Below are 15,286 nucleotides of genomic sequence, written 5' to 3'. Positions count from 1 at the left end.
TGCACTCAACTCCTACTTTTTCATGTAGAATTCAGTATACCATGCCCGCTCCGCGAATTCCAGTGGTATTTGAGATTCGCGTTGGGAGGCGGCCCGCTTTTTTTCGCCGGGCGCAAAGAGCGCCGCGGCCAATGGCCGCGGCGCCCCTGATCCTTTTCAGCGCAGTCCAAGCAGCCGGGCCGGATTCTCCGCCGCCATGGTGTGCAGCGCATCCTCCCCGATGCCCTCTTTGCTCATCAGCTCACAGAACAGATTCATCCCCTCCCCGGAGGACATGCGGCTCAGCTGGCCAAGATCGGAGGACATCACCGTATGCTCCGCGCCGACGCCCCGGATATAGCTGGCCACGTCCGCCGGCGTCAGGTGGTCGATGGGCATCAGGGCATAGCTCTGCTCCGCCCAGACGCCGCCTGAGTCCACCAGCTGCCTTATCTCCTCCACAGAAAGCCGGGTGGTTTCATAGGCCGGATGGGTCAGGATGATCTTCCGGACGCCCAGGCTCTTTGCAAGGGGAATTAGATGGAACACCTCCTCCTTTGAGAGATGTCCGGTGGCCAGGATGAGGTCGTTGTCCGCGATGATCCGCAAAATCTCTTTCAGCGCCTCCTGCACCGCACGCTCCGTCACGGAGATCGGCGGGACTTTTTCCACCGGCGTTCCGGACACGATCCCTCCCGTCCACTCCGGCGGCACATCATAGGCCTCGCCGTCGGAGCGCCGGATCGCCAGGTGCGCGGCCGCATGGACAGTGGGCATCCACACAACTTTCAACAGCTCCTGCCCATTGGCCCGCATCCCCAGCGAGCCCCGCAGCGCAAAGGGGTTCAGTCCGCCCACATAGTGGTTCAGCACCACCGAGCCCCACACCGTCTCAAGGCCCCGGCTCCGCGCCATCCGGACAAAGGGCACGGTGGAAAAATAATGGCTCTTCAGCACCGCGCCGGCCATGCCGCTTGCTTTGAGGTCTTCTCCGGCGCCGATGGCGTCAAATTTTCTTGGAATAACCTCCGGGCCTATATGGAAGTGCAGGTCAATGCATCCGTTCATCAGGCAGGTTCCCTTTCATCACATTTCCGGTTGACTTCCTCCAGATAGCCGTGGAATTTCCGGATTGAAGCGTCCGAGGGTTTTTGCGTGCATCTGCTCACCGCAAAGAACACGATCAGGTTGCACGCCAGCCCCCAAAAGCCGCTGGAGAGTCCCAAGGGCGTCTGGATGGCGGGGACATATTGGGTGAGCGCCACCACAATTACGCCCACGACCAATCCGCTGAGAGCGCCCTGCCGCGAGGCGCCCTTCCAGTACAGCGCGCCGATGAGGGAGGGCAGAACCTGAAGGCATCCGCCCAGGGCGATGGTCACGATCGTGGTAATCAGAGCGCTTGTGTACTGGCTGAGCAACAGCGCCGCCGCGCTGATGACCACGATAAAGGCTTTGCCGGCAAACAGCGCCTGCTTATCGCTGACCTCGGGCTTCATCCCCTTGTAGAGGTCGATGGTGAAGATGGAGGAGGCCGAGTGGAGCTGGGAGTCGGTGGAGGACATGGTGGCGGCCAGCGCGCCGGCCATCACCAGACCCACCAGGACAGGGGACGCGTACTGGGTGAGCATCATGGGGACCACCTGATCCGCCCGCTCCAGGTTGGGCATGTAGACCACGCCGGAAAATGCGATCATCATAATGGGGACATAGAAGAAGATAAGGTAGATCGGCGTGGTGACGGAGAGCCACTTCAGCGTCTTCGGATTCTTGACCGCAAAAAACCGCTGGAAAGAAGGCGGATAAATGGAGATGCCAAACAGGGAGATGAATGAGGTCATATAGGTGGGCCAGTATTCCATGGGTACCATGACCTTCTCCGGAAACCGGGCTGCCATGGTCTGCATCAGTCCTCCCCAGCTGAGGGCACCGCTGGTCCGGATCAAAATGACGCCGCCCGCAATCCAGACCATGACGATCATCAAAACGCCCTGGATCGTGTCCGTCCAGGCAACCGCCTTGAATCCGCCCAGCAGGATGTAGCTGATGATCACCGCGTACAGGATTACACAGCCCACCAGATAGGACATGCGGCCCTCTGTGATGGTTTCAAAAATGATGCCGCCCGCCGCGATCTGGGACTGGAGATAGGGAATCAGGAAGATCAGACTCACAACCGCCACCAGATAGCGCAGGGCCTTGCTCTCATAGTAGTCTCCAACCAGCTCACCCTGGGTCATATAGTTGTACTTCTGCCCCAGGTACCAGGTGGGCCGGCCAATGATGTAAATCATCAGCGGACTGACCACGCAGGAGGTGAAGGTGGCAAAGAACCTGATGCCGCCGGAGTACATCTGCCCGGCAGCTCCGATGAAAGCAAAGCTGCTGTGGAAGGTGGCCACATAGGTGAAAAAGGCCACAAAGGCGCCTAAGGAGCGGTTTCCGACAAAATAGTCCTGAAGCGTATTCTGACCCTTTGCCCGGGTAAACACGCCCACGCAGATGACCAGGGCGCAGTACAGCGCCACAATGAGCAAAATAATCTGCCAATTTTCCATAGTAAGCCCTCCTCAGTCCCGCATCACTTTCCAGGCCAGCAGCACGCCCGCCAGAATCAGCAGGGAATACGCCGCCCAAAAGTAGAACACACTGAAGGGGAACCCCAGGATAAACGGGGTCAGCTTGTTGGAGGCCCACGCCCCTATCGGGTAATTCACCATGGCAAAGGTCAGGATCCAAATCAGGATGTAGATCCACCGGCAGGTCCTTTTCGACTTCATCAAAATTCCTCCTCTTCCTCTTTGCGACATCTTCTTTTCTCCGCTATCGCACTAACACATTAAATCATATAAGTTTTTCCGTTCAAATGCAATTGCGGCATCTTACGAAAATAAGCATCCGCATTCTGCATTTCCTATAAAAGTATACAAATGGGCCATCGATCTGGGCGCGGGACGCCATGGCTCAATCCGGATACAGCCATCCCTTTTCCCCTATTCGTGCTGCCTGGTTGACACAAAAAGAGCAGCCCCTTTTCAGGGCTGCTCTTAGCGCCGGAAGCTATAACCGGGAGATCGGATTTTTATAATCAAATACAATAAGACCACACTCTTTACAAACAGAGCCATAAAAATCTGTGCTGGTGAAGGCCTTTCTTGCTATCATAACGTCTTCTTCATGTTTTGGGTTCAGCGACACCCTGTGTCTTGTTTTGTTAAACGCTATTACATTCCCCGCCTGTAAAAATCCAGGCTGCATACTATTTCCGCATTTTGGACAATTCATTGCAGACATCTCCCCTGCTCTCAATTGATTCTCTGCCAAAATTGTATCATCACACCCCATCGATTGCAAGCTGCGGCCAAATCTCCTTGTTCTCCCCTGCGTACGAATGGAGTAATCCGGCCTGAAAACGCCCCTTTTCCGTCGATTTCGCCCGTGACCCTTGTTGCGGACAATTTGATAGATCGCCTCCCGGCGGTAAAAATCCAAAAGGGTCTGAAAAATACAGGGATTGACATTAAAATACATATTCTATATAATAAAAAATTATTGGAGTTCGCCGAACCGGAGAGGATCGGCGGCTCCGATGTTTTTCAACCATGCCGGACCGGGCGGCCTGTCCGCCGGCGGCAAATCGGAACAAGAAAGAAATGCGAGGCGAATTCATGCAGCAAAACTCCGAAAACAAAATGGGCGTTCTGCCGGTGGGCAAACTGCTCTTTTCCATGGCTGTGCCCATGATGATTTCCATGCTGGTACAAGCCCTCTACAATGTGGTGGACAGCATATTCGTGGCCAAGATCAGCCAGGATGCCCTGAACGCCGTATCCCTGGCCTTTCCCCTGCAAAACCTGATGATCGCCGTGGGCGGCGGCACCGCCGTGGGCATCAACGCCCTGCTGTCCCGCTCTTTGGGGGAAAAGCGGCAGGATATGGCGGACAAGGCCGCCAACACCGGCATCTTCCTCTCGTTTTGCAGCTTTGCGGTGTTCGCCCTTATCGGTCTGACCCTCTCCCGGCCATTCTTCCTGGCTCAGATCAAAAATCCGGTGGTTGTGGAGTATGGCACCAGCTATGCCACCATCTGCCTGGGGCTGTCCATAGGCCTGTTCAGCCAGTTCTGCTTTGAGCGGCTGCTTCAGTCCACCGGCCGAACCACCCTGGCCATGACCACCCAGCTGATCGGCGCCCTGATCAACATTGTCCTGGACCCCATTTTGATCTTCGGCCTTTTCGGCGTGCCCCGTATGGAGGTGGCCGGCGCGGCAGTGGCCACAGTGTCGGGCCAAATCGTGGCGGCCATCGCGGCCATCGTTTTGAATCTCAGGTGCAACCCCGACATCCACATCCGCCTCCGGGAAATCCGGTGGGACCGCCGCATCGCGGGAGAAATCTACAGGGTGGGCCTGCCCTCCATCGTCATGCAGTCCATTGGCTCCATCATGACCTTTGGCCTGAACAAAATCCTGGTCTCCTTTACGGAGGCCGCCACCGCCGTGTTCGGCGCCTACTTCAAGCTTCAGAGCTTCATCTTCATGCCGGTCTTTGGTCTGAACAACGGCATGGTGCCCATCATCTCCTACAACTATGGCGCCGCCCGGCTGGACCGGGTGAAAAAGACCATCAAGCTCACTGTCATCACCGCCATCTGCGTGATGACCACCGGCCTGGCCATCTTCCAGCTGATGCCCCGGACGCTTCTCTCCTTTTTCAGCGCCTCCGACGAGATGTACGCCATCGGCACGGTGGCTTTGCGGATCATCAGCATCCACTTCCCCGTGGCCGGCTTCTGCATCATCGCCGGCTCCGTGTTCCAGGCCATTGGCAACCCCTTCCACAGCCTTATCAACTCCGTATGCCGCCAGCTCCTCGTGCTGCTGCCTGTTGCCTATCTGCTGGCCCAGACGGGACGGCTGGAGCTGGTTTGGTTCTCCTTCCTCATCGCCGAGCTGGTCTCCCTGACCCTCAGCTCCCACTTTATGAAGCTCACCATGCGCCGCGTGGCCAAAGCGATCGGGACTGGGGAAGCGCTTTCAGAATAGCAAAAAGCGGAACCATACGGTTCCGCTTTTTTTCATGGCAACGGCTTGCTCAGCGCTCCAGCAGGAAGCGGCTCACGCTCTCCATGGCCGCCCCGGCCCGCTTCATGGGGAACATCTGGAACACATGCCACATATCCTCGTAGACCTCCAGCCGGCACCTCACGCTGGCCTGTTCCATGGCGTCCCGCAGCCGCAGAGAGTCGGAGTACAGAATTTCGTGGCCGCCCACCTGGATCAGCGTGGGCGGAAATCCCTCAAACCGGCCGAACAGCGGAGAGAGATAGGGCGAGTGCAGGTCCTTTCCCCGGGCGTAAGCGGTGCGGACCGCCTCGATGTACTCCACGCTCAGCATCGGATCGATTTCCGCCCGCTCCCGGTAGGAGTCCCCGCCCATGGTCATATCCGTCCAGGGCGACATCAGCACCAGGGCGCCGGGCGTCCGCCGCCCCACGGACCGCAGCCAGTGGCACAGCACCAATCCCAGATTCCCGCCGGCAGAGTCTCCGGCCACCACCACGTCTCTGGCCCCATAGCCCATGAGCATCAGGTGGTCCCACGCCCGCAGGGCGTCCTCCACCGCCGCCGGATAGGGGTGCTCCGGAGCCAGACGGTATTCAAAGCTCAGCACATCGTAGCCCGTGGCGTTGGCCAGCTTGGACGACAGCACCCGTGAATAGCCCAGGTTTCCGCTGGTATAGCCTCCGCCGTGGCAGTAGAGGATCACATGCCGGTCGCCGTGGGGGCACTTGAGCCGGGTCCAGGCGGCGTTCATCCCATCCAGGGAAAACTCCTCCCAGTCCATTCCCACCATGGGCGCGGCCAGCCGGCCCAAAATTTCCTGATTGCGCCGTTGGCGCTCCAGTTCCTCCGGGTCCATGGTCTCCGGCGCTCCGGCGCTGTGCAGTGCCTTGAGGGCCAGCATCAGCGGGTCCAGCCGCTTTCGATCCGCTTGGGAGGATTTCTTTTTCTCCATGGGGCCTCCTTTTGTTGTCGTTGGTTTGTTGGTGTGACTCCGTGGACAGATCCTGCTTTTCAGGCAGACATAGACCTTCTTTTGTCTATTTAAGGTATGATAGCATGGATGGGCGAAAAAAGGAAGCGGCTTTTTCTTGCAGGCCCCGGTGCGTTGTGCTAAAATAACCAAACAGTGAGTATGCGCCGAAAGCGGGCGGCGGACATGAGAATTGGGGGTGTGCCATGGCGGGACAGGCTAAAAAATGGTATCGGCTGGACAGCGCCGGCATTCTCTACTCCGCTTTGCAGCGGGAGGAATACTCCGCCATCTACCGCTTTTCCGCCGTGATGTCCGCGCCGGTGGACCCGGCCGCGCTCCAGCGGGCCATCGACGCCGTGATGCCCCGCTTTCCCACCTTTGCCGTGCGCATCCGCCGGGGGCTGTTCTGGTATTACCTGGAGCCCAACAGCGCTCCGGGGCCCTTTTTGAAAGAGGATGTGTCCGATCCCTGCCAACCCGTCCGCTTCCGGGAGGACAATGGCTGGCTGGTGCGTTTCTACTATTACCGCAGCCGCATCTCCATCGAGGTGTTCCACGCCCTGTCCGACGGGTCCGGCGCCATGGTGTTCTTCCGCACGATCCTGGCCGAATACCTGCGGCAGTCAGGATACGAGGTTCCCTGCGGGGACGGCGTACTGGATCTGAATGCGCCGCCGGACGCCGGGGAGTTGGAGGATGCCTACGCCCGCTACGCCGGGCCCCGGGCCAACGGGCTGCGCCTGCTTCCCAAGGCCTATGGCGCTACCGGCACCGCGGAGCCTTTTTACACCTTCCACGTCACCATGGGTTTTCTCCCCCTGGATGCGCTGAAGGAAAAGGCCAGGCAGTACGGGGCCTCGGTGACGGAGTATCTGGCCGCGGTGCTCATCTCCGTGCTGCTGGAAAAGCAGCGCCGGGAGCGCCCCTATCGGGAAAAGCCGGTGGCTCTGGCCATCCCCATCGACCTGCGCTCCTACTTCCCCACCCGGACGCTGCGGAATTTCATCACCACCATCCGCCCCTTCATCGATCCCGGATATGGGGAGTACACATTCCCCGAGATCGTCTCCCAGGTCCGCCACTATATGAAGCTGCACATCAACCGCCAGGAACTGCGCTCCGCCTTCACGGCCAATGTGCGCTTTACCCAGACTCCGCTGCTCCAGATCATTCCTGTTTTTTTGAAAAATCCCATCATGGCTCTGAACTACCGGCTGATCGGCGTTCGGCCCTATTCCGCCACCTTCACCAATCCCGGGGCGTTCCGGGTGCCTGACTCCATGGCCCCTCACATTCGCTGTATGGAGGTCATCCTGGGTCAGGCCACCGTCCCCCGCTGCCACTGTGCCTCCATCAGCTATGGCAACACCATGGAGATCACCTTCGCCGGCACCCAGGCGGAGTCGGACACGGAACGGGACTTCTTCCGCTTCCTGGTCCGCGAGGGGCTGCATGTGCGGGTGGAGAGCAACCGCTGAAAGGAGTTCATCTATGCCCTATTGTGTCAACTGCGGTGTGGAGCTGAATCCCGGCGCCCAGGCCTGCCCCCTTTGTCAGACCCCGGCCTGGCACCCGGAGCAGAATGAACCGTCCTACTTCCCCACAACCCCCGCCCAGGTCACTCCCGCCTCCAAACGTGCCCTGTCGGTGCTGCTCAGCTCCATGCTGGGCTCCGTCAGCCTGTGCTGCGGCCTTTTGAACCTCATCCTGAAGCCGGAGCGCCCCTGGTCGCTGTACGTCATCGGCGCCGCGCTCATGCTGTGGGTCTGGTTCGTCCTGCCGCTTTTATCCCGGCGCCTGCCCACCTTCTTCCGCCTCAGCGCCGATGTGGCGGCGGTTGGGGTCTATGTCTATCTCATCTCCCTTGGCACCGACGGGCAGGAGTGGTTTTTCCACCTGGCGCTGCCCATCCTTGGGATTCTCTGCGCCGACGTGTTCCTGCTCAGCTTCCTGCTCCGGGGCCACCGCCGCTCCATGCTCTCCAGCATGGCGCTCACCATTGCCGCCATTGGCCTTTTTGTGTTAGGCCTGGAATTCTGCATCGACCGCTATCTCCACAATCTGTGGCATCCCACCTGGTCGCTGGTGGTGGCGGTGGCCTGTATCGCGCTGATCGTGCCGCTGCGCATTGTCCGGCGTGTCCCCTCTTTGCGGGAGGAGGCCCGGCGCCGGTTCCACATGTAGCGCCATGAACTACTGGGTTTACATGCTCCGCTGTGCCGACGGCTCGCTCTACACCGGCTATACCAACGACGTGGACCGGCGCGCCGCTGTACACAACAGCGGCCGGGGCGCCAAATACACCAGAAGCCGCCGCCCGGTAACCGTGGTCTACCGGGAGCGCTGCGCGGACCGCTCCTCCGCCCTGCGGCGGGAGGCCGCCGTCAAACAGCTGACCCATGCCCAAAAGGAGCTGCTCCTTTCCCTGATGGACGCGGAAAATCAATATCAGGCGTGAACCGCCTCTTTTGCGGCATGTGTCTCCGCAGGACCGCCCTGTCCTTTTCAGCCGACCTGTCAATTACAATTTCGGACATTCCTTTAATAAAAAAGACGCGGTATGCATCAGCATACCGCGTCTTCTCTTTTCTCATGCCGCCTCAGGGATCAATGTGGAGAACACCTGATGGGTCATCCCCAGAATGTAGTGCACATCCGTGTGAAGGCTGCGCATTCCCTCCATGTAGCGTTCATGGGCCGCGCGAATGGCCTCCATGGCGCTCTCTTCCTCCTGCTCCGTCCCCCTGCTCTCCGCTTGGCGGGAGAGTGCCAAGGTAATCTTGAAGATGCGCTGGAGCTGCATCTCATAGAGCCGGTGCTCATGGATATTCTTGTCAAAGGTCTCATTGTGTGCATAGGTAAAGGCGTCGGAGGTGTAGTGAATCAGCTTCCCCAGACGGTAGTAGTCCAGCATTCTCCACTTCTCCCGCGCCTCCAGCAGCCGCGCCATGCGGCTCATGCAGTGCTCAGCGTTCCGGTAATTGTGTCCCCGAAGCCTTTGAGCCCTCCGGGAGCCCTTCAGGTATGTAAACGGATTGCTGTCCGGCTGGGTGCAGCCGAACAAAAAAGCCTTTTGATAGCGGTAGGCAGGCAGTCCCTGCAGCTGCTCCATCAGGTAGTTGCCCAGGATACGATGGCTTTCACGCTTCATATCTTTCCTCGCTTTGCTGAAATTTGGCCTCCCCGGCCAGTTCGGGGTCAGTATACTACACCGGTTTTGAAAAGTACAGCCTTTTTCGAAAGATTTAACAAAATCGACTCAAACTTTCTTTTTTCTTGTGTCTTTATAAGGAAATGTGATACAATACCTTCCGTGTAATAAATTATATTCAAAGGAGTTGCGCCATGCATTATTCCGGCAGTGTTTACCGCCCTCCCAGCGAGGCCTACAGCCTGATCGTCCAGGTGACCCTGGGCTGCAGCCACAACAAATGCGCGTTTTGCAACATGTATAAAGACAAGCCCTTCCGCGTCTGCCCCATTGACCAGGTGATGGAGGATCTTTCCTGGGCCAGGAAAGCCTATCCCCGCATTGAGCGCGTCTTTCTGGCCGACGGCGACGCCCTGATCCTGCCCACGGAGCATCTGCTTCGCATCCTTCACTATATTCGGGAACACTACCCGGAGTGCCAGCGGGTGGCGGTATATGCCAGTCCAAAGAGTGTTTTGAAAAAGACGCCGGAGGAGCTGCGCGCCCTGTGCGAGGCGGGCCTGGGCATCGCCTATCTGGGACTGGAAACCGGCAACGAAGCCCTTTTGAAAAAAATCAACAAAGGAGTCACCGTGGCGCAGCAGGTGGAGGCCGGGCGGAAGCTGAAGGACGCCGGCATCACACTGTCCGTGACCGCCATCAACGGACTCTCCGGCACAGTGGGCTGGGAGGACCATGCGGTGGATACGGCAAAGGCGCTCAACGCCATGTGCCCGGACTATATTGCCCTGCTGACCCTGCGCATCTACACGGGAACCCCCATGGCCCAGTGGGTGGAGGAGGGCAGCCTGAGCATCCCCTCCCCCATGGAACTGATCCGGGAGTCCAGGCTGCTGTTGGAACACCTGGACTGCCCCGGCTCCGTCTTCCGCTCCAACCACGCAAGCAACTACCTGGTGCTGGCCGGAACGCTGAACCAGGACCGCCAGCGTCTGATCCGGGAATGCGACGAGGCGCTGCACGGGGAGGCCCCCATCCGCACCTTTGTGGAGTTAGGGCGCTGAGTGCTTTCAAATAACCGCTTACGGCAGAGGGCCGCAGGAGTTTCCTGCGGCCCTCTGCCTATTTAAAGAGAAAGGATGGACAATTACTTTGCCACGTTTTCCGCAAAGCGCATCAGGATCATGGAGACCTGCGCGCGGGTGGCGTTGCCCTTGGGATTGATGGTGGTCGCGGTGGTGCCCTGCACCAATCCGGCGGCGTTGGCCCACTTCACCGCCGGCACCGCGTAGGCGGCAATGGAACCGGCATCGGTAAAGGCGGACAGGTCTGCCGCAGTGCTGACGTCATAGCCCTTCAGCTCAGCATAGCGGTACAAAATGGCCGCCATCTGCTCGCGGGTCACGTTCTGATTGGGGGCAAAGGTGGTGGCAGTAAAGCCATTGACCACACCGTTTGCAACCGCCCAGGTCACGGCATCCTCACAGTAGCTGCCCTTGGCCACATCGGCAAAGGGGCACTGGCCCGTCACAGCGGGGGAGCCCGCCATGCGGTAGAGTATGGTCACCAGCATGCCGCGGGTCAGCGTGGCATTGGGGCTGAAGGTTGTGTCTGTGGTGCCCTTGAGCAGGCCGTTTTCATAGGCATACTCCACACCGTCCAGATACCAGGCGTTCTCCGGCACATCGGTGAAGGGCACGGAGCCGTCCTGTCTGGCAAAGGAGGCGGAAATGGTCTGGTTGGAGGTAATATCCTTGATGGTGTAGGAGCTCACAGCACCCACACTCTTGCCGTTCACCAGCACATCTGCAATGCGGTAGCCCTCGCTGGCGGTAATGGTGAAGGTCTTGGCATTGCCCTTTGTTACGCTGACCTTGCCGCTGGGGCTGATGGTGCCTCCATTACCAGCGGAAGCGGTGACGGTGTATGTGGTGGCAGCAGTAGATCCACCGCCACCGCCTCCGGAGGAAATGTAAGTCCACTTGGCATAAAGCGTGATATTCCCGGTCACGGGCTTGGAGAAGTCATAGGGAGTCTTCAGCGTGGAATCCGTATACCAGCCCTCAAAGCGGTAGCTGGAGCGGGTGGGATTGGCGGGCTTGGCGGCAGCGCCGCCGTCGGCGACGCTCTGGGTCTTCACCACACTGCCGCCGTTGCTCTCGAACTGGACCGCGTAGCCGCCGAAGAGGTCTTTCAGAATCTCAGCGGGAGTCATGTCAGCATACCCATCGGGATCGGTAAGCACATTCTCCAGATCCCAGCTGAACTTACCGGCATTGGCGTTCGACGCAATGGCCGTGTAGCCGCTGTAATCACGCAAAATCGCGTCATAGCGCTCACTCCACTCAGGATAGTATGCCTTCATGTAGAAGCTGGCCAGTTCATAGGCCTCGCAATCCGTCCCTGTGTCGTTGGGGTTCAGGGCGCTGATCTGTACGCCGCCGCCATCCTGGCCGTTCTTGCTGGTGGAGGGGGTGGAGTGCATGAACACGATGGACCCGTCGTCGCACACGCCCAGGCAGATCCACACATGGCCGCTCATGGAGAAGATATCACCCACCTTGAACCCACCGGCCGTGCTTCTTTCCCAAGTACCCCAGTGATAGGTTTCGGCAAAGGTTCTGGCCATCTTGGTGGAACTCATTACATACCCGTCGCTCTCGCCCTTGGTACTGTTTTCGGTATGCATCAGGTTGTATGCTGCCCAGCCCACATAGCCGGAGCAGTCGGGACCGGCAAAGTAGTACTGGTTCCAGGATTTGTGGGGATAGTAGCTGTGGGCATAATCATCACTGTTCTTGTAGCTGTAGTCCGCATCCTGAGACTGGAAGAAGTCCATCCAGGACTGAGGCAGACCGATGGTCATGGCCTGGTTGGAGGACTTGTCGTCCTGCCAATCCCAGGTGCCGCCGTAGACATACAAAGAGGTGCCCACAGGCTCCATGGCCGTGGCCAGGAAGTTCTTCAGCGTCTTTTGGCCGGGAGTTCCGCTCACGGGAGCGGTATACTCCTCCGCAACAAAGGTGATATAGATGCTCTTGGCCGCGTCACCTTCCTTGACGACCTTTACGGAGTCGCCCACCTTGACTTTGGCGGACGCCACCGTGGAACCACCGGCCTGGGAGGTGATCTTCCAGGTTTTGGTGGCGCCGTCAATGCTCAGGGTGGTTTCACCCACCGTGATGGAGTTTCCATTCACGGCGCTCACCTTGCCCATGACCACGGAATCATTACCGCGGTCAAGCATCTCGGCGGCAGTGACTTTGCCGTCTTCCACGGTGATGTCGTAGATGTAGCCCTCCTGGAGGGTATTCTCGATAACATAGGTGCTGGCGTCGTTGGCCACTTTATAGGTCTTGGTTTCGCCGTTTACACTGAAGTTGTGGTCAAAGGTGGCCTTATCAGCGCTTCCAACAGTGCCGTATCCCTCTACTCCAAGGTACACGGCTTCCTCTGTCACCGGCACAGCAGGATCAAAGAGGTCTTTCAGAATCTCAGCGGGAGTCATATCGGCATACCCATCGGGATCAGTGAGTACATTCTCCAGATCCCAGCTGAACTTGCCGGCAGTACTGCCAGTTACGTTGGTGTAGCTGGCAAAGCTCAGACACAGTACCTGATCGCCATAGCGCTCAGCCCACATGGGGAAATAGGTGTTCATGTAGTAATTTGCCAGCTGGTATGCCTCGCACTCCTTATCGGGGCCCAGCGCACTGATCTGCGCGCCCGCTCCATTCGTCGTGTTGGGAGTGGAGTGCATGAACACGATGGAACCGTCATCGCAGACGCCAAGGCAGATCCACACATGGCCGTTCATGGAGTAGATATCGCCCACCTTGAAGTCAGAGGGTGCAACGCCATCTTTACCAGCCTTGAATGTACCCCAGCCCTCATTCGCAAAGTTCTTGGCCTGGGTGGTGGCGGAGGCCACATACCCGTCGCTTTCAGATACGGTAGCGCTCTTGGTATGCATCAGGTTGTATACCACCCAGCCTGCATAGCCAGAGCAGTCGGGTCCGGCATAGTAATATTCATTATAGTGCCGCCAGTAGTAGGAATGTGCCGGGTCACTGTCATCACGATAGGTATAGTTTTCATCCTGAGACTGGAAGAAGTCAATCCAGGACTGGGGCAGGCCGATGGTCATGGCCTGGTTGGAGGATTTATCATCCTGCCAATCCCAGGTGCCGCCGTAGATATACAAAGAGGTGCCCACAGGCTCCATGGCCGTGGCCAGGAAGTTCTTCAGCGTCTTTTGGCCGGGAGTTCCGCTCACGGGAGCGGTATATTCCTCCGCCACAAAGGTAATATATATGTTCTTGGCTGTGTTGCCGCCTTTGACAACCTTCACGGAGTCGCCCACCTGTACTGCGGCGGGTTCAACCGTGGAACCACCGGCCTGGGAGGTGATTTTCCAAGTTTTAGTGGCTCCGTCAATGCTCAGGGTGGTTTCGCCCACCGTGATGGAACTTCCATCCACGGCGCTCACCTCACCCATTACCACGGAACCATTGCCGCGGTCAAGCATCTCGGCGGCAGTGACCGTGCCGTCTTCCACGGTGATGTCGTAGATGTAGCCCTCCTGGAGGGTATTCTGAATGGAATAGTGCCCATCATTGGTAATGCCGTAGGTCTTGCTTTCTCCATTTACGCTGAAATCATACTGGAACGTATCTTTATTATCGCCGTGGGAATTTGCAAAGTCATGTACTCCAAGGTATACGGCTTCCTCTGTCACCGGCATGCCCTGACCGAAGAGGTCTTTCAGAATCTCAGCGGGAGTCATGTCAGCATACCCATCGGGATCGGTAAGCCCCGCACCGGTCAGGTCCCAGCTGAACTTGCCGGCGGTGCTGCCATACACTCTGGTGTACCCATCAAAGCTCTTGAGCACCGCGTCATAGCGCTCGCTCCACTCAGGATAGAATGCCTTCATGTAGAAGCTGGCCAGCTGGTAGGCCTCACAATCCTGATCCGGGCCGATGGCGCTGATCTGTACGCCGCCTCCGCTCTCACCGGCCTTGCTGTCGGAGGGAGTGGAGTGCATGAACACGATGGAACCGTCTTCACAGGTGCCCAGGCAGATCCACACGTGACCATTCATGGAGAAGATATCACCCACCTTGAACTCGCTGTCATCAAAGATGCGCCGGCCGTCTCCGTCTTCATCTTTCCACTCACTTCCATCGGGGTTCAGCAGCACTTTACCCATATCCACAGTGCCCCAGCCCTTATCTTTAAAGGCCCCGGCCATGCCGGTTGCACTCCGGACATAGCCGACGTTGTCGGACACAGTGGCATCCGCTGTATGCATCACGTTGTATATCGCCCAGCCCACATAGCCGGAGCAGTCAATACCGGCATAGTAGTACTGGTTCCAGGCTTCGTGGGGATAGTAGCTGTGGGCATGATCGGAATTGGTCCTGTAGCTGTAGTTCGCATCTTGGGACTGGAAGAAGTCCACCCAGGACTGGGACAGGCCGATGGTCATGGCCTGATTGGAGGAATTCACATCCTGCCAATCCCAGGTGCCGCCGTAGATATACAAAGCGGTGCCCACAGGCTCCATGGCCGTGGCCAGGAAGTTCTTCAGCGTCTTTTCACCGGGAGTTCCGCTCACGGGAGCAGTATATTCCTCCGCCACAAAGGTGATGTAGATGCTCTTGGCCGCGTCACCGTCCTTGACGACCTTTACGGAGTCGCCCACCTGCACTGCGGCGGATTCAACCGTGGAACCGCCGGCGGCAGAGGTGATCTTCCAGGTTTTAGCGGCGCCGTCAATGGTCAGGGTGGTTTCACTCACCGTGATGGAGCTTTCATCCACAGCGCTTACCTCACCCATCACCACGGAATCATTGCCGCGGTCAAGCATCTCGGCGGCAGTGACCGTGCCGTCTTCCACGGTGATGTCGTAGATGTAGCCCTCCTGGAGGGTATTCTCGATAACATAGGTGCTGCCGTCGTTGGCCACTTTATAGGTCTTGGTTTCACCATTTACACTGAAGTTGTGATCAAAGGTGGCCTTACCTACATAAGACAAGGTACACGCATTTAAGTAGGTGATATAGTGGCATGTTATCATCCTTTGAAGGCGATTAAGACATCTTCTAAAACTGT

12 protein-coding genes are annotated in these 15,286 nt (G+C 58.1%); 5 read left to right on the top strand and 7 right to left on the bottom strand.

Annotated features, from left to right (window positions below):
• Positions 1–156 precede the first annotated feature (156 nt).
• The 4 genes from KQI82_RS06490 to KQI82_RS15625 form a co-directional block, all read right to left on the bottom strand.
• The gene (locus KQI82_RS06490; protein ID WP_216632047.1) at positions 157–1,047 is read right to left on the bottom strand and encodes a DUF6282 family protein; all 891 of its coding nucleotides are present in this window, start codon (positions 1,045–1,047) and stop codon (positions 157–159) included.
• On the bottom strand, positions 1,047–2,537 hold the full coding sequence (locus KQI82_RS06485; RefSeq protein ID WP_216632046.1) for a sodium:solute symporter family protein: 1,491 nt from the start codon (positions 2,535–2,537) through the stop codon (positions 1,047–1,049). Before KQI82_RS06485 ends, KQI82_RS06490 begins: the two co-directional genes overlap by 1 nt.
• A gap of 12 nt (positions 2,538–2,549) precedes the next feature.
• Positions 2,550–2,759, bottom strand: coding sequence for a hypothetical protein (locus tag KQI82_RS06480; protein ID WP_216632045.1), 210 nt, complete (start codon positions 2,757–2,759; stop codon positions 2,550–2,552).
• A 280-nt stretch (positions 2,760–3,039) separates the two neighbouring features.
• Positions 3,040–3,510, bottom strand: a complete 471-nt coding sequence (locus KQI82_RS15625) for a PF20097 family protein (RefSeq protein WP_241426635.1) — start codon at positions 3,508–3,510, stop codon at positions 3,040–3,042.
• A 137-nt stretch (positions 3,511–3,647) separates the two neighbouring features.
• Between KQI82_RS15625 and KQI82_RS06470 the strand changes: the two genes are divergently transcribed.
• On the top strand, positions 3,648–5,024 hold the full coding sequence (locus KQI82_RS06470; RefSeq protein ID WP_216632044.1) for an MATE family efflux transporter: 1,377 nt from the start codon (positions 3,648–3,650) through the stop codon (positions 5,022–5,024).
• A gap of 49 nt (positions 5,025–5,073) precedes the next feature.
• Here the strand turns inward: KQI82_RS06470 and KQI82_RS06465 are convergent, their stop codons facing one another.
• A complete protein-coding gene (locus tag KQI82_RS06465) occupies positions 5,074–5,997 on the bottom strand; it encodes an alpha/beta hydrolase (protein WP_216632043.1) in 924 nt (307 codons plus the stop codon).
• Positions 5,998–6,221: 224 nt separating this feature from the next.
• On the opposite strand from KQI82_RS06465, the gene KQI82_RS06460 reads away from it, so the two are divergent.
• Genes KQI82_RS06460 through KQI82_RS06450 form a run of 3 tightly spaced genes read left to right on the top strand, consistent with a single transcriptional unit; the run spans position 6,222 to position 8,476 of the window.
• On the top strand, positions 6,222–7,496 hold the full coding sequence (locus KQI82_RS06460) for a condensation domain-containing protein (RefSeq protein WP_216632042.1): 1,275 nt from the start codon (positions 6,222–6,224) through the stop codon (positions 7,494–7,496).
• A gap of 13 nt (positions 7,497–7,509) precedes the next feature.
• Positions 7,510–8,202, top strand: a complete 693-nt coding sequence (locus tag KQI82_RS06455; protein WP_216632041.1) for a DUF6320 domain-containing protein — start codon at positions 7,510–7,512, stop codon at positions 8,200–8,202.
• Between the two features lie 4 nt (positions 8,203–8,206).
• Positions 8,207–8,476 (top strand): GIY-YIG nuclease family protein, encoded by a 270-nt coding sequence (locus KQI82_RS06450; RefSeq protein ID WP_216632040.1) that lies wholly within the window; start codon positions 8,207–8,209, stop codon positions 8,474–8,476.
• 132 nt (positions 8,477–8,608) lie between these two features.
• Here the strand turns inward: KQI82_RS06450 and KQI82_RS06445 are convergent, their stop codons facing one another.
• A complete protein-coding gene (locus tag KQI82_RS06445) occupies positions 8,609–9,169 on the bottom strand; it encodes a zinc dependent phospholipase C family protein (protein WP_216632039.1) in 561 nt (186 codons plus the stop codon).
• Between the two features lie 194 nt (positions 9,170–9,363).
• On the opposite strand from KQI82_RS06445, the gene KQI82_RS06440 reads away from it, so the two are divergent.
• Positions 9,364–10,233 (top strand): radical SAM protein, encoded by an 870-nt coding sequence (locus KQI82_RS06440; RefSeq protein WP_216632038.1) that lies wholly within the window; start codon positions 9,364–9,366, stop codon positions 10,231–10,233.
• Positions 10,234–10,316: 83 nt separating this feature from the next.
• Here the strand turns inward: KQI82_RS06440 and KQI82_RS06435 are convergent, their stop codons facing one another.
• Positions 10,317–15,209: an S-layer homology domain-containing protein gene (locus tag KQI82_RS06435; protein ID WP_216632037.1), complete on the bottom strand. Its 4,893-nt coding sequence runs from the start codon at positions 15,207–15,209 to the stop codon at positions 10,317–10,319.
• Positions 15,210–15,286 lie beyond the last annotated feature (77 nt).

The sequence above is a fragment of the Dysosmobacter acutus genome (assembly GCF_018919205.1).
Classification (GTDB): domain Bacteria; phylum Bacillota; class Clostridia; order Oscillospirales; family Oscillospiraceae; genus Oscillibacter; species Oscillibacter acutus.
Note: the sequence above shows the minus strand (reverse complement) of the source record. Positions and strands in the feature narration are given on the sequence as shown.